This window comes from Streptomyces sp. MS06, from assembly GCF_047200655.1.
GTDB lineage: Bacteria > Actinomycetota > Actinomycetes > Streptomycetales > Streptomycetaceae > Streptomyces.
The window spans coordinates 1-18,833 of record NZ_JBJZOJ010000013.1; the positions used below are offsets into that span (position 1 = coordinate 1).

Annotated in this window: 15 protein-coding genes; 4 read left to right on the forward strand and 11 right to left on the reverse strand. The window is 72.2% G+C overall.

Going from position 1 to position 18,833, the window contains the following annotated elements; translation table 11 throughout:
• Positions 1-20: 20 nt before the first annotated feature.
• The 5 genes from pstS to mshD form a co-directional block, all read right to left on the reverse strand.
• Complete coding sequence (gene pstS, locus ACL02U_RS08870) at positions 21-1,160, reverse strand: phosphate ABC transporter substrate-binding protein PstS (protein WP_412790127.1); 1,140 nt, start codon at positions 1,158-1,160, stop codon at positions 21-23.
• Positions 1,161-1,383: 223 nt separating this feature from the next.
• On the reverse strand, positions 1,384-1,806 hold the full coding sequence (locus ACL02U_RS08875) for an NUDIX hydrolase (RefSeq protein ID WP_412790128.1): 423 nt from the start codon (positions 1,804-1,806) through the stop codon (positions 1,384-1,386).
• Positions 1,807-2,006: 200 nt separating this feature from the next.
• Positions 2,007-3,083: a CHAD domain-containing protein gene (locus ACL02U_RS08880; protein WP_412790129.1), complete on the reverse strand. Its 1,077-nt coding sequence runs from the start codon at positions 3,081-3,083 to the stop codon at positions 2,007-2,009.
• A complete protein-coding gene (locus tag ACL02U_RS08885) occupies positions 3,064-5,421 on the reverse strand; it encodes an RNA degradosome polyphosphate kinase (protein ID WP_412790130.1) in 2,358 nt (785 codons plus the stop codon). Before ACL02U_RS08885 ends, ACL02U_RS08880 begins: the two co-directional genes overlap by 20 nt.
• Before the next feature lie 493 nt (positions 5,422-5,914).
• The gene (gene mshD, locus ACL02U_RS08890) at positions 5,915-6,856 is read right to left on the reverse strand and encodes a mycothiol synthase (RefSeq protein ID WP_412790131.1); all 942 of its coding nucleotides are present in this window, start codon (positions 6,854-6,856) and stop codon (positions 5,915-5,917) included.
• A 185-nt stretch (positions 6,857-7,041) separates the two neighbouring features.
• On the opposite strand from mshD, the gene ACL02U_RS08895 reads away from it, so the two are divergent.
• From ACL02U_RS08895 to tgmC, 4 genes are all read left to right on the forward strand, one after another.
• Complete coding sequence (locus tag ACL02U_RS08895; RefSeq protein WP_412790132.1) at positions 7,042-8,859, forward strand: bifunctional metallophosphatase/5'-nucleotidase; 1,818 nt, start codon at positions 7,042-7,044, stop codon at positions 8,857-8,859.
• Between the two features lie 307 nt (positions 8,860-9,166).
• Entirely contained in the window at positions 9,167-10,378 is a 1,212-nt protein-coding gene (locus tag ACL02U_RS08900) for a helix-turn-helix domain-containing protein (protein ID WP_412790248.1), read from the forward strand.
• 94 nt (positions 10,379-10,472) lie between these two features.
• Complete coding sequence (locus ACL02U_RS08905) at positions 10,473-10,958, forward strand: recombinase family protein (RefSeq protein WP_412790133.1); 486 nt, start codon at positions 10,473-10,475, stop codon at positions 10,956-10,958.
• 290 nt (positions 10,959-11,248) lie between these two features.
• Positions 11,249-12,370, forward strand: coding sequence for an ATP-grasp peptide maturase system methyltransferase (gene tgmC, locus ACL02U_RS08910; protein ID WP_412790134.1), 1,122 nt, complete (start codon positions 11,249-11,251; stop codon positions 12,368-12,370).
• A gap of 276 nt (positions 12,371-12,646) precedes the next feature.
• Here tgmC and ACL02U_RS08915 read toward each other — a convergent pair whose 3' ends face one another.
• The 6 genes from ACL02U_RS08915 to ACL02U_RS08940 form a co-directional block, all read right to left on the reverse strand.
• A complete protein-coding gene (locus ACL02U_RS08915; protein WP_412790135.1) occupies positions 12,647-14,200 on the reverse strand; it encodes an ATP-binding protein in 1,554 nt (517 codons plus the stop codon).
• A complete protein-coding gene (locus tag ACL02U_RS08920) occupies positions 14,197-14,931 on the reverse strand; it encodes a response regulator transcription factor (RefSeq protein ID WP_412790136.1) in 735 nt (244 codons plus the stop codon). Before ACL02U_RS08920 ends, ACL02U_RS08915 begins: the two co-directional genes overlap by 4 nt.
• Before the next feature lie 145 nt (positions 14,932-15,076).
• Positions 15,077-15,460: a hypothetical protein gene (locus ACL02U_RS08925; RefSeq protein WP_412790137.1), complete on the reverse strand. Its 384-nt coding sequence runs from the start codon at positions 15,458-15,460 to the stop codon at positions 15,077-15,079.
• Positions 15,461-15,493: 33 nt separating this feature from the next.
• Positions 15,494-16,756, reverse strand: a complete 1,263-nt coding sequence (locus tag ACL02U_RS08930; RefSeq protein ID WP_412790138.1) for a trypsin-like peptidase domain-containing protein — start codon at positions 16,754-16,756, stop codon at positions 15,494-15,496.
• Between the two features lie 142 nt (positions 16,757-16,898).
• Positions 16,899-17,921, reverse strand: a complete 1,023-nt coding sequence (locus ACL02U_RS08935) for a LacI family DNA-binding transcriptional regulator (protein WP_412790139.1) — start codon at positions 17,919-17,921, stop codon at positions 16,899-16,901.
• 108 nt (positions 17,922-18,029) lie between these two features.
• Positions 18,030-18,818, reverse strand: coding sequence for a response regulator transcription factor (locus ACL02U_RS08940; protein WP_412790140.1), 789 nt, complete (start codon positions 18,816-18,818; stop codon positions 18,030-18,032).
• Between the last annotated feature and the right edge of the window lie 15 nt (positions 18,819-18,833).

Genomic DNA, 18,833 nt, shown 5'->3' on the forward strand with positions numbered 1-18,833 from the left:
CCGGACGGCTGCCCGGGGCGTCAGGAGATGCTGGTGATGGCGGAACGGACCTTGGTGGCGATCTCGTCCGGCAGCGGAGCGTAGCTCATGTCGGCGAGCTTGGCCTGGGCGTCCGCGCCGGCGATGTAGTTGAGGAAGGCCTTGGTGGCCGGCAGGGTGTCGGCCTTGTTGCCCTTGTCGCAGACGATCTCGTAGGTGACCAGGACGATCGGCCAGGCGCCGGCCTCCTTGGTGGCGTAGTCGAGCTGGAGGGACAGGTCGCCGTCGGTGCCGACGACCTTCGCGGCGCCGATCGCCTTGGACGCGGAGTCCGTGGTCAGCTCGACCGGGGTGCCGGAGCCGGTGTCCAGCTTGGCCATCTGGATCTTGCCCTCGGTGGCGTACGACAGCTCGTCGTAGCCGATGGCGCCCTCGGTCTGCTTCACGCCCGCGGCGACACCGGACGAGCCCTTGGCGGACTGGCCGCCCTTGGCCTGCCAGGCCTTGCCGCCGCTGTAGGACCAGTCGCTCGGCGCGGCGGCCTTGAGGTACTTGGTGAAGTTGTCGGTGGTGCCCGAGTCCTCGGTGCGGTGGTAGGGCTGGATCGCCTTGTCCGGGAGCTTGGCGCCCGGGTTCAGCTTGGCGATGGCCGGGTCGTTCCACTTGGTGATCTTCGAGTCGAAGATCTTGGCGGTGGTGGAGGCGTCCAGGGTGAGGCCGTCCACGCCGGGCAGGTTGTAGATGATCGCGATCGGGCCGCCGACCATCGGCAGGTCGATCGCCTTGCCGCCGCTGCAGACCTTCTTGGACTGGTCCATCTCCTCGGGCTTCAGGGCCGAGTCAGAGCCGGCGAACGCCGTGTTGCCCTGCAGGAACTCCTGGATGCCCGCGCCGGAGCCGACGCCCTTGTAGTTGACCTGGACGCCGGAGCAGGCGGCCATGAAGTCCTTGGCCCACTGACCCATGGCGTTCTGCTGCGCGGTGGAACCGGAGGCCAGCAGCTGGCCCTTGGCGTCGTCGCACTTGACGGAGCTGTTGGCCGCCGTCGTGGCACCGGCGCTGCTGCCGCTGTCGGAGCTGCTGCTGTTGTCGTCCGAGCCGCACGCCGTGAGGGCCAGGGCGCCGGAGACGGCGAGTGCGCCGAGGGCGAGGGCCCGCCGGTTCATGCGCTGAAGCTTCACTTGAGGAATTCCTTCCTGGAGCCGCCGTCCTGAATGCGGCGGCGTGCGCGAAACGTGTGTCGTGGCGGGCGCGTCCAGAGGGCGTGCTCCGCACCGGGTAAGGCCGAAATTAGGCAGATCAGGTGAAGCCGCCTATGGGCGAAAATGAACGAGGGGTGAACCCCTGGAGACGGTGTGGTTAGGTCACGGAAGGCTTACGTCAAGGACACGGTGCGGTCCCGGACTATGCCAGGCGGAGACGGTCCAGGAGGGCTGCGACCAGCGTGCGGTCCCTCGGCTGGGTGAGCCGCAGACGGGCGGCCCCCGGCGGCAGCCACAGCAGCCGGTCGACCTCGTCGTTCGGGGCGAAGGCACCGGAGACGGCCTCGGCCGCCCAGTACCGGACCCGCTTCGGCCGCCCGTTGGCCAGGTACCGCTGGGCGGGAAGCTCGGCGCCCGGCACGGCCCGGTGGCCGGTCTCCTCCTCCACCTCCCGCAGCGCGCCGGCGAGCGCGTCCTCGCCGCGCTTCAGCTTGCCCTTTGGATGCGACCAATCGTCGTACTTCGGCCTGTGCACGAGGCAGATCTCCAGCCCGCCGTGGACGGGGGAGCGGCGCCACAGAACGCATCCGGCCGCCTGCACGACGGTGTCTTCGGGGGTGTCCACGGTGCTCGCCGCCTCCTCCGGTCGTCCGTTTCGCCACGCCGTGCACCGGACCCGGCCGTCCGTCACCGGCCGCCCGGCGCCGCCCCACCGCCCCGGCCGCCCGTCGCCGTCCACCGGCCTGGGCCGTCCACCGTCCCGGGCCGCCCGGTACGCCGGGCCGTGCGCCGTCGGCCGCCGTCCCGGGGCGGGGCCGCGCGAGGTCAGCCGGCACTCACCGCTTCCCGCTGCCAGCAGCGCTGGAACGCGAACCGTGCGGCCTCCACCTCGTGCCGCTGGTCGGCGTGGAGCACGCCCAGTGCGTACGCCGTCGCCGGCGCGATACGAGAGGTCCGGGCCGCCTGCGCGGCCGCCGCGGCCGCCTCGGAGGCGTCCCGGTGCCGGTCGAGGGCCTGACCGGCCTGGAACAGCCGCACGTCCCCGGGAGCCGCCCCCTCCCGGCCGCCGTGCACCACCTCGCGGGCGTACCGGTGCAGCCGCAGCAGCAGGCGGACCTGGTGCCAGGGCGCGTCCTGCGGGTGCGGGGCGGGGTCCGGGGACAGGCCGTGCACCAGGGCCTCGGCGTTGTACGGGCTGCCCGCGGTGACCAGCGGCAGCGCCGCCACCCCGTCGGCGAGCCGCTCCCGCGCCGCCTCGGCCAGCGGGCGCAGGTCGGCGGAGGCGGCGGCCGGGGCCAGCGGCACGTCGCTGGCCAGCAGCGCCACCCGGTCGGTCACCGCGTGGAAGCGGCTGCTCCCGAGCGCCTGGAGGGCCGTGGAGTGGGCGCGGGTCCGCGCCAGGGTGAGCTGGCGTTCCAGCAGGGCGCCCGCCTTCGCCGCGCCGACGGTCAGGTTCCCGCGTTCGGCGGCGGTCGCCGCCGCGCCGGGGCGGCGGGCGGGCCCGGGCGCGGGCCCCTCGACCGCCTGCGCGGGCACCGGCACCGCCCCCGACAGCCGCTGCAGAGCCAGCAGCAGCCGCTCCAGACGGGCCTCGTGGGCGTGCTCGAGCGCCAGCGTCCCGGACACCCAGGCCAGCTCCGGGCGCATCTCCTCGGACCAGTCGGAGTCGAGCAGCGGCCGGTAGGTGTGCAGGCTGCCGCTGATCCGGCGGGCCGCGCGGCGCAGCGCGCGGGCGGCGCCGACGGAATCCGGCTCCGCGCCGGCCGCTCCGCCGGACTCCCGGTGCCTGCGCAGCGCGCGCAGGAACTCCGTGGCCTGCGTCCGCAGGTAGTCCGCGAGGGCGCCCGCGGTCACCGGCCTCGCCTCCGGGTCGTCCGCGAGGTCATGGTGTTGCGTTGCCACGCCGGCGCCTCCGCGCGTCTATGAGCATCTCCTGGATGTTGCGCAGGGACTGGCCGTCCGGGTCGGTCGCGTGCCGTGTCCAGTCGCCGTCCGGGCCGAGGTGCCAGGAGGCGGTGGTGTCCGCCATGCCGGTCTCCAGCAGCCGGTTCAGGGCCGCCCGGTGGGCCGGGTCGACCACCCGGACCAGGGCTTCGATCCGGCGGTCGAGGTTGCGGTGCATCATGTCGGCGCTGCCGATCCACACCTCGGGCTCGCCGCCGTTGCCGAAGGCGAAGACGCGCGAGTGCTCGAGGAAGCGGCCGAGGACGGAGCGCACCCGGATGTTCTCCGACAGGCCCGCCACCCCCGGGCGCAGTGCGCAGATGCCGCGCACCCAGACGTCCACCGGCACGCCTGCCTGGGAGGCGCGGTAGAGCGCGTCTATGACGGCCTCGTCGACCATCGAGTTGACCTTGATGCGGATGAAGGCCGGGCGGCCCGCGCGGTGGTGCTGGACCTCCTTGTGGATCCGCGAGACGAGACCGTCCCGCAGCGACTTGGGGGCGACCAGCAGGCGGCGGTAGGTCTCCCGGCGGGAGTATCCGGACAGCCGGTTGAACAGGTCGGACAGGTCCGCGCCGACCTGCGGGTCGGTCGTCAGCAGCCCCAGGTCCTCGTACAGGCGGGCCGTCTTCGGGTGGTAGTTGCCGGTGCCGACGTGGCTGTAGCGCCGCAGCGTCTCGCCCTCCTGGCGGACGACCAGGGACAGCTTGCAGTGGGTCTTCAGCCCGACCAGGCCGTAGACCACGTGGCAGCCGGCCTCCTCCAGCTTGCGCGCCCACTTGATGTTGGCGTGCTCGTCGAACCGCGCCTTGATCTCGACCAGGACCAGCACCTGCTTGCCGGCCTCGGCGGCGTCGATCAGCGCGTTCACTATCGGGGAGTCGCCGGAGGTCCGGTACAGGGTCTGCTTGATCGCCAGGACGTCCGGGTCCTCGGCCGCCTGCTCCAGGAACGCCTGCACGGAGGTGGAGAAGGAGTCGTACGGGTGGTGCAGCAGCACGTCCCGGTTGCGCAGGGCCGCGAAGATGTCGGGCGCGGAGGCGGACTCCACCTCGGCCAGGTCGCGGTGGGTGCCCGCGACGAACTTGGGGTACTTCAGCTCGGGCCGGTCGATGCTGTGGACGCGGAAGAGGCCGGTGAGGTCGAGCGGGCCCGGCAGCGGGTAGACCTCCGCCTCGCCGATCTTCAGCTCGCGGACCAGCAGGTCGAGTACCTCGCGGTCGATGGACTCCTCGACCTCCAGCCGTACCGGAGGACCGAAGCGGCGCCGCATGAGCTCCTTCTCCAGCGCCTGGAGCAGGTTCTCCGCGTCGTCCTCCTCGACCTCCAGGTCCTCGTTGCGGGTGAGCCGGAAGGCGTGGTGCTCCAGCACCTCCATGCCCGGGAACAGTTCCTCCAGGTGGGCGGCTATCACGTCCTCGATGGGGACGTACCGGCCCGCGGAGGCCTCCAGGAAGCGGGACAGCAGCGGCGGCACCTTCACCCGCGCGAAGTGCCGCTGCCCGCTGACCGGGTTGCGCACCACGACGGCGAGGTTCAGGGAGAGGCCCGAGATGTAGGGGAAGGGGTGCGCCGGGTCGACCGCCAGCGGGGTGAGCACCGGGAAGATCTGGTGCCGGAACAGCGTGAACAGCCGTGCCTGCTCCTTCTCCGTGAGCTCGCCCCAGCGGACCAGGTGTATGCCCTCCTCGGCGAGGGCGGGCGCGACGTCCTCGTGGAAGCAGGCGGCGTGCCGGGCCATCAGCTCGCGTGAGCGTGCCCAGATCATCTCCAGCACCTCGCGGGGCTGGAGGCCGGAGGCGGAGCGGGTGGCGACACCGGTCGCGATACGGCGCTTCAGGCCGGCCACCCGGACCATGAAGAACTCGTCCAGGTTGCTGGCGAAGATCGCGAGGAAGTTGGCCCGCTCCAGCAGGGGTGTCTGGGGGTCCTCGGCGAGTTCCAGCACCCGCTCGTTGAACGCGAGCCAGCTCCGCTCCCGGTCGAGGAAGCGCCCCTGCGGCAGCTCCGCACCGTCGGCGGACGTCTCCTCGTACGCGTCGAGGTCGGCGTCGATGTCGGGTTCCAGGTCGGAGACCGCCCCCGCGGCGACATGCGGGCGGTGGGCGGCGATGGAGCCCACGGAGGGCTGTGCGTGCTGGACCTTTGCCTGGGCGTCTGGCTGGCTCATGAACCCATTCTTCCGCGCCGACAGCATCACGGGCGCGTCGGAGAGCGCGGGAGGCAGCCCGGCGGCAGTCGCCGGTGGGCGCGCTCCCTCGGGAGGCGGCGAAGGCTGAGGCACGGCGGGCGTCATTCGCCGAGCGTCGCAAGGCTGTCTGAATCGATGGTTACGAGGACATGACGTGCGGGCTAGCGGGGAGCGGACCGGCGGCCCGCGAACCCGGTCCCGCACCGGCCGCGGGGGAGCCGGGAGGGGCCCGTGCGGGGGCCGCGGGGCCGGGGGCGGAGAGGGGGCGAGGGGGCCGAACGGGGGACCTCCCGGCTCGTGCGCACCGGCAGGCGGGACCCCGAGCCGATCCTCCGGCCGGAGGCCGCCCCGGGCACCGGTCCCGCCGCCGGGTACCGGACCCGTACGGTCCGGTTCCCCGCTCCGTCGCAGCCCGTCCGTCCGCCTGCCTGCCAGCCAGCCAGCCAGCTCGCCCGCTCGCCGTCGCCCGTCCGTCTGCCGGCGCCCGTCTGCCGGCGCCCGCCCCGCGGTCGCGTCGGCGGGCCCGGCGGTCAGGTCTCCGAGCCGGTCAGGTCTCCGAAGCGGTCAGGTCTCCGAGGCGGTCAGGTCTCCGAGGCGGTCAGGTCTCCGTGCGGTACATCAGGTCCGTCTCGTGTGTGACGAAGCCCAGCCGCTCGTACACGGACACCGCGGCCTTGTTGTCGGCGTCGACGTACAGCATCGCGGTCGGCAGGCCCTGCGCCGCGAGATGCCGCAGGCCGATGGTGGTCAGGGCCTTGCCGAGCCCGCCGCCCTGCGCGCCCGGCGCGACACCGAGCACGTACACCTCGCCGAGCCGGTCCTCGGCGTGCACCTTGGTCCAGTGGAAGCCGACGAGCTCCCTCCCCCCGTCGCCGGCCGCCCGCTCGGCGAGGAAGAAGCCGGCCGGGTCGAACCACGGTTCGGCCTCGCGCGCCGCGAGGTCGCGCCCGGTCAGCGAGCCCTGCTCGGGGTGGTGGGCGAAGGCGGCGGCGTTGACGCCGAGCCAGGCCTCCTCGTCCTGCCCGGGGACGAAGGCGCGGACCGCCACTCCCTCCGGGAGGACCGGTTCGGCCAGCTCCAGTCCGGTCAACGTCAGCCGCATCTGTCGGAGTTCGCGGAAGAGGGTGAGGCCCAGCACCTGGGCGAGGTGGCGTGCCGCCGGGTGGCCGCCGTGCGCCCACACCCGCAGCCGCTTTCCGGAGGCGGCGAGCAGCGCCGAGCCGAGCGCCCGGCCGTGGCCGCGGCCGCGGTGCGCGGGATGTACGACGAGCTCCGCGGCGGGCGCCTCGATCGGGTCGGTGTCCTCCAACTGCGCGTAGCCCACGAGTTCACCGCCGGCGGTCAGCAGCAGATGGGCGACGCCTTCCCGCGCGCCGCCGCGCAACTGGAGCCGCCCCTGCTCCGACACCGCCGGCTGCCCGTCGGTGCGGGCGGCCTCGGCGAGCAGGTCGAGGACGGACTCGACCTGCTCCCGGGAGAGCGTGGCGTGGGTCTCGATGGTGCGGGTGCCGGGGAGACGTGCGGGGTCGTCGCTGGTCATGCGTACGAGGGTATGCGGACGGCGCCCCGAAGTGGGGTTACGGACCGGAAGCGGAGGCGCGACCGGTCGGCGACGGCGGCGGTAAACCGGGATGTAACCCCGAACGTCCTGTGCGGCTACGCGCGTTGACCCTAGGCTGCGCCCTGGACGGAGCCCACCGTCCCAGCAGACCCTCAGGGGGGCGTATGCCAGCCATCACCCGGCCGCACCAGCGCCGCGGACGCCGTGCACACCGGCTGTTCGCGTCGGCCGCCGCACTCGTCACCGCCGGAGCCCTGGCCGCCGCGCTGCCGGCCACCGCCAGCGCCGGTGAGCGGCACCAGCACACCGGTGGCCACCACCGGTCCGGCCGCTTCCAGGACGTCCAACTCCTCTCCTTCAACGACCTGCACGGCAATCTGGAGCCCCCGGCCGGTTCCTCCGGTCGGGTCACCGAACTCCAGCCGGACGGCACCACCCGGACGGTCGACGCCGGCGGGATGGAGTACCTGGCCACGCACCTGCGCCAGGCCCGGCAGGGCCACCGGTACTCCATCACCGCGGCCGCCGGGGACATGGTCGGCGCCTCCCCGCTGATCTCCGGGCTGTTCCACGACGAGCCGACCATCGATGCTCTGAACAAGCTCGATCTCGACGTCACGTCGGTCGGCAACCACGAGTTCGACGAGGGCGCGGGCGAGCTGGCCCGGCTGCAGAACGGCGGCTGCCACCCGACGGACGGCTGCTACGGCGACGAGGGCTTCGACGGCGCCGACTTCCCCTACCTTGCGGCGAACGTCATCGACGACAAGACCGGCCGGCCGATCCTCAAGCCGTACTGGGTGTGGAAGAAGCGGGGTGTCCGCATCGGCTTCATCGGGGTCACCCTGGAGGGCACCCCGAACATCGTCTCCGCCGACGGTGTCAAGGGCCTGACCTTCAAGGACGAGGCCGACACCATCAACAAGTACGCCCGGATCCTGCAGCGGCAGGGCGTGCAGTCGATCGTCGCGCTGATCCACGAGGGCGGTTACCCGGCCTCCTCGTCGTACAACTACGACTGCGACTCGCCCGGCGCCGGCGACGGCATCTCCGGCCCGATCGTCGACATCGCCCGGCGGATCAGCCCGGCGGTGGACGCCCTGGTCACCGGCCACACCCACCAGGCCTACGTCTGCACGATCCCGGACCCCGCGGGCCGGCCCCGACTGGTCACCTCGGCCTCCTCGTTCGGGCGCCTCTACACGGACACCACCCTCACCTACGACCGGGCGACGGGCGACATCGTCCGTACGGCGGTGCGGTCGGAGAACCACGCGGTCACCCGGGACGTGCCCAGGGCGGCGGACATGACCGAGCTGATCGACGAGTGGGGCGCCCTGGCAGCACCCGTCGGCAACCGGCCCATCGGCTACATCTCCGCCGACATCGGCAACACCGGAACCGAGTCCCCGCTGGGCGACCTCATCGCGGACGCGCAGCTCGCCTACGGCCGGTCCCTGGACCCGGACACCGACCTGGCGCTGATGAACCCCGGCGGCATCCGGGCGCCGCTGACCTATGCGGCCAAGGGCGCCGAGGGCGACGGCGTGGTGACCTATGCCGAGGGCTTCACGGTGCAGCCGTTCTCCAACACCGTGAACCTCCAGGACTTCACCGGTGCCCAGCTGATCCAGGTGCTGAAGGAGCAGGTGAGCGGCTCGAACGAGGCGGCCCCGCGGATCCTGCAGCCGTCCGCGGGCCTCACCTGGACCCTGGACCTGACCAGGAGCGGCGCCGACCGCGTGGTCACCGACTCGATCCGCCTGGACGGCCGTCCGATCGACCCGGCGGCCACCTACCGCGTCGCGACCAACAGCTTCCTCGCGGGCGGCGGCGACGGCTTCCCGACCCTGGCGCAGGGCACCGGCGAGCTGGTCGGGACGGACGATCTGGCGGCGCTGGAGCAGTACCTGACGGCCCGTTCCTCCGCCGACGCGCCGATCGCGCCCCCGGCGGCCGACCGGGTCACGGTCGTGCGGTAGGGCACGAACTTCCCGCCGTGACCGCCTGACCTGCGTAGACGCCAAGAACGGCGCCCTGACCTGCGGCAACTGCTTTCAGTAGTTGCCGCAGGTCTTCGCGTTCTTCTGGGGTCATGTGCCCTCGCCGTGCCCCGCTCGGACCGGTGATGCAGCCGCGCTGTGTTCGGACCGACGTGAGGTGGGAGCACTCATCTGAGGCTGGGCTGGGGGTGTTCTTGCCTTGTGTCTGTTCCGATCGCCCAGGGCGTCCGGGCGCCGGGACCTACCATCGGAGTACAGCAGCCTGAGCGAGCGCACTGGGGTGATCGTGAGCAACTGGGCCGACCTGTCGAACGGTAAGCGCATCAAGCACCTACGGGGCTCCGATCTGACACAGCAGGGGCTCGCCGATGCGTCGGGGCTGTCTCTCGCCCTGGTGCAGAAGGCCGAGCAGGGCCGCGGCGAGTTGTCCGTCGGTTCTCTGCTCAAGCTTGCCCACGCACTGAACACGGACGTATCCGTGATCCTGGGCCAACAGGCACCGCGTCGAGGCATGGATCAGGGCGACCGCGCCGCGCTGCGTCAACTGTCCGATGCCGTACACGAGAGCGCCCTCGGCGAGTGGGAGGGCATCGACGACCCGAGCACCGTCGAGGAACTGGGCGAGGCGCGCGACCGCGCATGGGATTCCTACTGGGCGAGCGACACGGCGAAGGTGAGTAGCTACGCCTCGAAGGTCCTGCTGGAAGGACAGGTCAGGTATGTCAGCGCTACCGGCAGCGAGCGCGAGCAACTGGGATCGATTCTGGCGAGCACATACCGCGTAGCCGCATCATGCTCGAACGGATTCGGGCAACGCGACCTTGCCTTGAGTGCGCTCACGTCGGCGAAGCATCTCGCGAAGAACGTCGACGACCCCGTGATGACCGCGCTACTCGAGTCGACGCTGTCATGGATCTATCTGCGCGGCGCCAATTTGCCCCGCGCCGTGTCCGTGGCCGAGCGTGCGGCACTGGCGATCGAGCCATCGTTCAGCAACGGGTCCCGCCCGCAGTTGCTCGCGTACGGGCGCCTGATGATCTCCGCGGCCGTGGCGGGGTCGAGGCGCGAGGACGAGGGCGCGGCCGATGACTACATCTCGCAGGCGCACGCCGCGGCGGCGAGGCTCGGACGAGACGAGAAGTTGTACGGGACAAGCTTCGGCCCAACGGCAGCAAAAACCGAGGCCGTTGGAATCCATGTCGCCCTGAAGAACTACGGGCGCGCGCTGAAGCTCGCCAGTCATCCCGACATGAAGAAGCTGCCCAAGTCCATGTCGAAGGTGGCCCGCAACCGATACAAGCTTGATGTCGCCCTCGCGCAGTGCGCGGCCGGCCTCTACGACCAGGCGGGAGACACGCTGATCGAGGTAGGCCTCGACGCCCCGGAGTGGGTCAAGCATCAGGCGTTGCCTGGCGTCATCGGGAAGCGTCTTGCGAAGGTGTCCACAGCGCGAGTGCGGAACATCAGCGAACTCATCGGCGTGCCCTTGATCGCCTGAGTCCTACGGAGCGTACGAGTTCGGGCCGGGCTATCGTGCCTGGTAGTACGCCTCGTCTCTTCACCCTGGGTGATCGGGTGGGCACGATTGATGCATGGTCAGTTTTCAGAGCGGACAGAGGCGGGGGCGGGCGAAGTTCCGTCGAACCGAGGACGGCCTGAGACGGCGTCAAGCACTCGCGGACGCGGCAGCGGGCATCAGGCCGGGTGAGGCTGACGTGCTGGCCGAGGCCGCGAAGGTCGAGCGGTTCCGCTGTGTGATCTACCTGTGCGGTGCCCCGAACACGGACATCACTGCACCCCGTCAGGAGTGCACCGAGTACGCCGAGGCGTTCGGGTGGGAGATCGCCGACGTGATCGAGGAACGCGCGGGGCTGCTGTCGCCGCATGGACGCGACGGGCTGGGACGGACCGTCGGGCACATCAAGAGCGGCGAGGCCGGTGCAGTGCTTACGGCGTGGCGCTCGATGATCTCCTCCGTCCCGCAGGAGTACGACGAGGTGGCGCGCGAGATCGAGAAGGCGGGGGGCTTCCTGCACGTCAAGGACTTGGCGCACAGTGAGCGAAGGGTCGCGCGGTGACTCGCCGAAGGTTCCACTACGTCCCGTTCACTATTGAGCAGGACCAGACGGCAGAACCGGAGTACGAGGCCCGGTGCGTGTCCGGTGACGAGACCGAGTGTGGGGCTGAGTCCGGTAGGCACAGCGGCCCGGGGCCTGTCGAGGAGTGGCAGCGCAGGCACACGCAGGAGACCGGGCACCGGCGCTACCGCCGGAACTTCGGTGACTACGCGGTGATGCGTCTCCCGGCGGAACCGGCCGAACTGGCGGATGCGAACGAGGGTACCTGTTGGAGAACGGAGCGAGTCGGCATGAGTGAACCCCTGCCGTCGGAAGACCTACGCGCCGACCTCGCGCGGCGCCTGTCCAAGACTGGCGTATTGCGCAGCCCGGAACGGGAAGCGGCCGTGTTGTCCGTACCACGCGAGGCGTTCCTCTCGCGCGGCTGGTTCGAGTACGAAGAGGGCGGCTGGTACCGGCCCGCGGCCGGGGACTCCGCGGAAGGACTCGCGCGGATCTACGAGGACGACACCCTCGTGACGCAGGTGGCCGGGGGTGTCTTCCCCGACCAGGTCGAGGGGCGCATCGCGGCGGCCCCCTCGTCGTCGTCCACCCTGCCGAGTCTGGTCGTGCGGATGCTCGAAGACCTGCGGGCGACCGAGGGGACGCGTGTTCTGGAGATCGGCACGGGGACGGGCTACTCAACCGCGCTGCTGTGCCACGTCGTCGGCGAGGACAACGTGACCACGGTCGAGGTCGACGGCGAAGTGTCCGCCCGTGCCGGGATCGCACTCGCGGGCGCCGGGTACTGGCCTGCCCGCGTGGTCGGTGACGGACTGGCGGGCTACAAGGAGGGCAGCCCCTATGACCGCGTGATCGCCACGTGCGGCGTGCGCACCGTGCCGACTGACTGGCTCGCGCAGACACGCCCCGGCGGTGAGGTCCTGGTCACGATCGGCGGATGGATGCACGCATCCGAACTCGTACGGCTCACCGTCGCCGACGGCGGCACGGCCAGCGGCCCGGTACTCGGCGGGCAGGTCTCGTTCATGCTGGCCCGCCCCCACCTTCCGCCCCCGCTGGGCATCCTGCCGAACCTGAGCGAGGGCGACGCAGTGCCCGCCGAACTGGGCGCGGATGTGCTCGACGACTGGACCGCCCGGTTCGTCGCGCAGTTCGCCGCGCCCCGCGCACAGCGGCTCACGCTGGAACGGGACGGCCGGACGGAACACGTCGTGATCGACGTGGACGCCGAGCGTTGGGCGGTCGTCTTCCAGGACGGCGGCCGGTGGATGGTCCGGCAGGGCGGTACGGCGCGGCTTTGGGACGAGATCACCGAACGTGTCGTGCAGTGGCAGGCGGACGGGCGCCCGGCCGCCGACCGTATGCGGCTGCACGTCGGCCCCGACGGGCAACACCTCGCCTGGGCGTGACCGCACGCCGACACCTCAGACCGCCCCGTCCGTCCGTCGTTCCCCCGTGGCGGATGGGCGGGGCTCCTCATGTGCCTGGGGCGGACCATTCCGGCGCCTGCTCGGGCTTCTGCCCAGCCACGTACGCACCGAGCACCCGGTCCGCTCGGCGGGCCGGGTGCACCCCGCCCGCCGGCCCGTCCCGTACGCCTTGTACGGGGCGGGCCTTCGGTCTGCACGGGGCGGCCTTCGGCGGGGTGCCGGAGGGCCGGACCGTGACGGTCGGGTGCCGGGAGGTCAGGCAGTGGGGGCCGGCGGGTTCCCGGTGGGTGGGTTTCCGGGTGGCGGGTTCCCGGTGGGTGGGTTTGCGGGCGGCGGGGGCCCGGGGGGTGGGTTCTCGGGTGGGGGTGTCGGCGCGCCGGGGAGGCGTACGGTCGCCACCGTGCCGCCGCCGTCCGCGGGAGCCAGGGCGACCTCGCCGCCGGCCTGCCGCACCGTCCGCGCCACGATGGACAGACCGAGTCCGGATCCGGGCAGCGCGCGCGCCGACGGGGAGCGCCAGAACCGGTCGAAGACGTGGGGGAGTTCCTCGGCGGGGATGCCGGGACCGTGGTCGCGGACCGTCAGGACGCCGTCGGCGAGCCGTACCTCGACAGTGCCGCCCTCGGGGCTGAACTTGACCGCGTTGTCCAGGATGTTGACCACCGCCCGCTCCAGCGCGGCCGGTTCCGCGCGCACGTACCAGGGGCCCAGGGACGCGGTGATGGTCAGCTCGGGGCCGCGCAGGCGGGCGCGACGCAGGGCCGTCTCCACCACGTCCTCCAGCGACACCGTCTGGAGGCGCTCGCCGCGCTGGGTGTCGGAGCGGGACAGCTCCTGCAGGTCGCCGATGAGCGAGGCCAGCTCCGTCATCTGCGCCTTCACCGAGGCGAGCAGCGCCTTGCGGTCCTCCGGCGGCAGCGGGCGGCCCGTCTCCTCGCTGCGGGCCAGCAGTTCGATGTTGGTGCGCAGCGAGGTCAGCGGGGTGCGCAGCTCGTGGCCGGCGTCCGCGATCAGCTGCTGCTGCAGCTCGCGGGAGCTGGCCAGGGCGGCGGTCATGGAGTTGAAGGAGCGGGACAGGCGGGCGACCTCGTCCTCGCTGTCCTCCTCCACCGGGATGTGGACGGTGAGGTCCTCGGTGCGGGCGATGTGTTCGACGGCCTCCGTGAGCCGGTCCACGGGGCGCAGTCCGGCACGGGCGACGGCGAGGCCGGCGGCCCCGGCGCCGAGTACGCCGATCCCGGAGACGAACAGCAGCAGCAGGGCCAGGTCGTCGAGGGTGGCCTGGGTGCTCTTCAGCGGCACCGCGATCTGCAGGGCGGCACCCGTGTAGAGCCGCGGCTCGGATCCGATGCCCTGTACGACGTACAGGGGGGTGGTGAGCACCCGGACGGCGTTGCCGTCCTGGTCGGTGCCGTTGCGGAGGGCGCCCTTGCGGCTCTCGGCGTTCCGGACGACCTGCCGGTCGGCTCCGGTGATCCTGACGGTGCCCTCGGAGTTGGACGAGACGCAGGGCGTTCCGTCGGCCTTCACCAGTTGCAGGTAGACGGTGTCCCGGGTCCGGAAGCCGCCGCCCGCGCTGTCCGAAGGAGCCTGGGGACAGGTGGTGAGGGTCCCCACGACGGCGGAGTACTGCTGGGGCCTGGCCCGCTTCTGCAACTCCTCGTTCAGCTCGCCGTACAGCTTTCCGCGCACGATGAACCAGCAGGTCACCGACACCGCTGCGACGGCGAACGCCACCGCCGCCGCCACCAGCATCGACAGCCGCGTCCGGATCGGCAGCCCCCGGACCCGGCGGACCACGTTCTTCACTCCGGGCCGCCCTGCCTGAGGACGTAGCCCACGCCGCGGACGGTGTGCACCAGGCGGGGTTCGCCGCCCGCCTCCGTCTTGCGGCGCAGGTACATGACGTACACGTCCAGCGAGTTGGAGGACGGTTCGAAGTCGAAGCCCCAGACCGCCTTGAGGATCTGCTCCCGGGTGAGCACCTGGCGCGGGTGCGCCAGGAACATCTCCAGCAGGGTGAACTCGGTGCGGGTCAGCTCCACGGTCCGCCCGCCCCGCCTGACCTCCCGCGTCGCCAGGTCCATGCGCAGGTCGGCGAAGGACATCACCTCGTCCTCCTCCGTCCCGGCCGCGGCCGCGGCAGCGTATGAGCTGCGCCGCAGCAGCGCCCGCACCCGGGCGAACAGCTCGTCCAGCTCGAACGGCTTGACGAGGTAGTCGTCGGCGCCGGCGTCCAGGCCGGTCACCCGGTCGCCGACGGTGTCGCGGGCGGTGAGCATGAGGATCGGGGTGGTGTCGCCGGCGCCCCGGATGCGGCGGGCGGCGGTCAGGCCGTCCATGCGGGGCATCTGGATGTCGAGGACGATCAGGTCCGGCTTCTCTGCCCGGGCCTTCTCCAGGGCGTCGGCGCCGTCGACCGCGACGCGGGTGGCGTAGCCCTCGAAGGCGAGGCTGCGCTGGAGTGCTTCGCGCACCGCCGGCTCGTCGTCGACGATCAGGATGCGCTGGTTGTCACGGTCGCCTTCGGCGGGGCTCATCACTCGCGGTTTCCTCGGTTGCGGTGGGGTGCGGCGGGGTGCGGTGTCCGCGGAGCGGAATCCGCGGCGGGGTGCCTGCGGTGCGGTGGTCGCCACGGGGTGGCTGCCGTCAAGCCTCGCACGTGCCGCTCGGGGAGGCGCCGGATCACGCGTGGATCGTCGTCAGCCGCTTCAGCGGTACGCGGTGGCGGTGCGGGCGGGCGGTGCCGGTGTGCGGGCCCGCCGGCTGGGGGGCGGCGACCTCCGCGGGCCGGGGCGGTGCCGGGGCGTGGAGCTGCCGCGCCACTTCGAGGGCCAGGGCGAGTCCGGCGGGGCCGGTTCCGGTGGCCGGGTGCGGGACGGTGCCGATCGGAGCGCGTCCGGCGGGCGCGGCGGCCGCGGCGCCGTGGCCGGTGCGTGTGCCGTCCCCGGTGCGTGTGCCGTCCCCGGTGTTCGGGTTGCTCCTGGCGTTCTCACCGTTCCGTGCGGCGGTCCCGTCGTTCCGGCCGGCCTTGCCGGTCCGGCCGTGCGGGGCTTCGGTGCGCTGCATGTCGTGCTCCCTGCTCCGGCGGTGGGTGCCGGTTCAGTCGGTGCCGCCGGCCCGGAGGTTCGCCAGGTCGGCCTTGACGGTGTTGATCGGGATGGCGAAGCCGAGGCCGACGCTGCCTGCGTCCGCCGAGGACGAGGAGCCGGAACCGGACGCCGAGTACATCGCCGAGTTGATGCCGATGACGTTGCCGTTGGCGTCGATCAGCGCGCCGCCCGAGTTGCCCGGGTTCAGCGACGCATCGGTCTGGATCGCCTTGTAGGTCGTCGTGGACGAGCCCGGGTCGCCGTTGAACTGCCGGCCGCCGAACTCGAAGGGCCACCGCCCGCCGCCGGGCTGCTGCCCGGACGACTCCTCGGTGGGCACCGTCACGTCGCGGTTCAGGGCGGAGACGATCCCGCTGGTGACCGTGCCGGTCAGGCCCTCGGGGGAGCCGATCGCCACGACCGTGTCGCCGACCTGGACGTTGTCGGAGTCGCCGAGCGAGGCGGCCTTGAGCCCCGAGGCGCCCTCCAGTTTGATCAGCGCCAGGTCCTTCTTGCTGTCCGTGCCGACGACGCGGGCCGTGTACTCCTTGCCGTCACTGGTCCTGACCTTGACCGACGAGGCGCCGGAGACGACGTGGTTGTTGGTGAGGATCTCGCCGTCCGAGGTGATCACGACGCCGGATCCGGTGGAGGAGCCGTCGGCCAGCGTGGCTTTGACCTCCACGATGCTGGGGCCGGCCGCCGCCGCGATGGCCGCGATGTCGCCCCGCTTGCCGGCCGGTACCACGCTGGTGCTGGGCGCGGCCGCGACCGTGCCCTGACCGGTCAGTTCCTGGATGGCGTACGCGGTGCCGCCGCCGATGGCCGCGGCGGCGATCGCCACGGCGGCGAGCAGTGCGACCGGGCCCCGGTTGCGCTTCCTCCTCGGGGCGGGCGAACCGGCGGGTACGGCGGCGAGCGGCGTGGTGCCGCCGTCGTGGCCGCCGCCACCGTGCCCGGGCCAGGCGGCCGGGGCAGGGTCCTGGACGGCCGCGCCGGGCTCGCCGTTCACCGGCGGCACCCCGGACCCCGCCTGCTGCCCCGCGTACGCCGGCTGCGCCGGAACGTCGGGCTGACCGGCGTACGCCGGCCGTGCGGGAACGTCGGGCCGACCGGCGCACGGCTGCTGCGCGGGCTGCTGCATCGTGGGCGCCTCATCGGGCCGGTGGGGCGGCGGGGGCGGCCACTCGGGGTTCACCGGGGAGGAGGCGTGCTGCGGGGCGCTGGGGTACGGGGCGTCGTAGTCGCCGCTGCGGCGGATGCTCTCGGTCATGCTCATGAGCTTCGCCGCGCACCATGAGAGCCTTCTGAGTCCAGCCTGAGAAGCCCGACAGAACCTCGTATGCCCGATATAAGGGCCCTGCTCGCCTGTCGTCGGCTCTTCTCAGAGAGCCCTCATACGGCCTGCCGGGACCTCATCCGCAGCCGCAGGAGCTGCGTACCAGCAGCCGGGACGGGAAGACCTTCAACCGCTCGCGCCGGGACCCGGCCACCCGCAGCCCGTCGTCCAGGACGAGGTCCACGGCGGCCCGCGCCATCGCCGACCGGTCGGAGGCCACCGTGGTCAGCGGCGGGTCCGACAGCGCGGCTTCCTGGATGTCGTCGAAGCCGGCCACCGCGAGCTTCCCGGGCACGTCGATCCGCAGTTCGCGGGCCGCCCGCAGTACGCCGATCGCCTGGTCGTCGGTGGAGCAGAAGATCGCCGGCGGGCGCTGCGGCCCGGACAGCAGGTCCAGGGCCACCCGGTAGGCGTCGTAGCGGTTGTACGGTGCCTCGAACAGCCGTCCCTCGGTGGGTATGCCCGCCTCGGCCATCGCGCGCCGCCAGCCCTCCACGTGGTCGGAGACCGGGTCGCCGACCGCCGGGGTGTCGGCGGTGCCGCCCATACAGGCCACGTAGTCGTGGCCGTGCTCCAGCAGGTGCCGCACGGCGAGCTGGGCGCCGCCGAGGTCGTCGGTGACCACGGCGACGTCGTCGATGGCCTCGGGCCGCTCGTGCAGCAGCACCACCCGGGCGTCCCAGGCCTCGATCTCCGCGGCGGCGAGGTCGTTGAGCGCGTGGCTGACCAGGATCAGCCCGGAGACCCGCATGCCCAGGAAGGCGCGCAGGTAGTGGACCTCGCGCTCCCCGACGTAGTCGGTGTTGCCGACCAGGACCATCTTTCCGCGCTCGGCGGCGGCCCACTCGACCGCGTGCGCCATCTCCCCGAAGAAGGGCTGGCGGGCGTCCGGGATGATCAGGCCTATCAGGTCGGTGCGCCGGGAGGCCATCGCCTGGGCGACCCGGTCGGGCCGGTAGCCCAGCTCCTTGATCGCGGCGAGGACACGCTCGCGCGTGGCCGGGGCGACCGGCCGGGGTCCGTTGTTGATGACGTAGCTGACGACGGCGGTGGAGGTTCCCGCCAGCCGCGCCACATCATCCCGAGTCACCTTGGCCACGCGCGGAGTCTACGCGGATGGATCCGCCCTGGGCAGGGCGTATCACAGCTTGGATGTGCGCGTGCAACGCCCCGCGCTCCCGCCGCCCGGTGCTGTCCGCCCCGGCGGCTACGCCTCCGCGGAGACCTCTGCCACATTTGCGGGCGCTTTACCGTCTGCTTTTTCCGTTTTTTCGGCTTTTGCGCGGTCGGCCTTGGTCTTCGTCTCCTCGGCGGCGCGCTCCACCTTCTCCGGCGTCACGAATCGGTAACCGACGTTTCGGACGGTGCCGATCAGCGACTCGTGCTCGGGGCCGAGCTTGGCGCGCAGCCGCCGCACGTGCACGTCGACCGTGCGGGTGCCGCCGAAGTAGTCGTAGCCCCAGACCTCCTGGAGGAGCTGGGCGCGGGTGAAGACCCGCCCGGGGTGCTGCGCGAGGTACTTCAGGAGCTCGAACTCCTTGAAGGTGAGGTCCAGCACGCGCCCCTTCAGCTTGGCGCTGTAGGTCGCCTCGTCCACGGACAGGTCGCCGTTGCGGATCTCCATCGGGGAGTCGTCGTTGACGATCTGCTGGCGTCCCATGGCCAGCCGGAGGCGGGCCTCCACCTCGGCCGGGCCGGCCGTGTCCAGGAGGACGTCGTCGATGCCCCAGTCGGCGGTCACGGCGGCGAGCCCGCCCTCCGTGACGACCAGTACGAGCGGGCAGCCGGGGCCGGTGGACCGCAGCAGCTGGCACAGGCTGCGCACCTGCGGCAGGTCGCGCCGCCCGTCGACGAGGATGATGTCGGCGCCGGGGGTGTCGACGAGGGCCGGGCCCTCCGCCGGGGCCACCCGCACGTTGTGCAGCAGGAGACCGAGGGCGGGGAGCACCTCCGTCGACGGCTGGAGGGCGTTGGTCAGGAGCAGCAGAGAACTCATCGCGTCCCACCTGCC

Bases quoted from the DNA above. Each gene is read 5' to 3' on its own strand.
- ACL02U_RS08885 (WP_412790130.1), bottom strand. From the start codon at position 5,421: ATGACGCCCGCCGTGCCTCAGCCTTCGCCGCCTCCCGAGGGAGCGCGC.
- mshD (WP_412790131.1), bottom strand. From the start codon at position 6,856: ATGACCAGCGACGACCCCGCACGTCTCCCCGGCACCCGCACCATCGAG.
- ACL02U_RS08895 (WP_412790132.1), top strand. From the start codon at position 7,042: ATGCCAGCCATCACCCGGCCGCACCAGCGCCGCGGACGCCGTGCACAC.
- ACL02U_RS08905 (WP_412790133.1), top strand. From the start codon at position 10,473: ATGGTCAGTTTTCAGAGCGGACAGAGGCGGGGGCGGGCGAAGTTCCGT.
- tgmC (WP_412790134.1), top strand. From the start codon at position 11,249: ATGAGTGAACCCCTGCCGTCGGAAGACCTACGCGCCGACCTCGCGCGG.
- ACL02U_RS08920 (WP_412790136.1), bottom strand. From the start codon at position 14,931: ATGAGCCCCGCCGAAGGCGACCGTGACAACCAGCGCATCCTGATCGTC.
- ACL02U_RS08925 (WP_412790137.1), bottom strand. From the start codon at position 15,460: ATGCAGCGCACCGAAGCCCCGCACGGCCGGACCGGCAAGGCCGGCCGG.
- ACL02U_RS08930 (WP_412790138.1), bottom strand. From the start codon at position 16,756: ATGACCGAGAGCATCCGCCGCAGCGGCGACTACGACGCCCCGTACCCC.
- ACL02U_RS08940 (WP_412790140.1), bottom strand. From the start codon at position 18,818: ATGAGTTCTCTGCTGCTCCTGACCAACGCCCTCCAGCCGTCGACGGAG.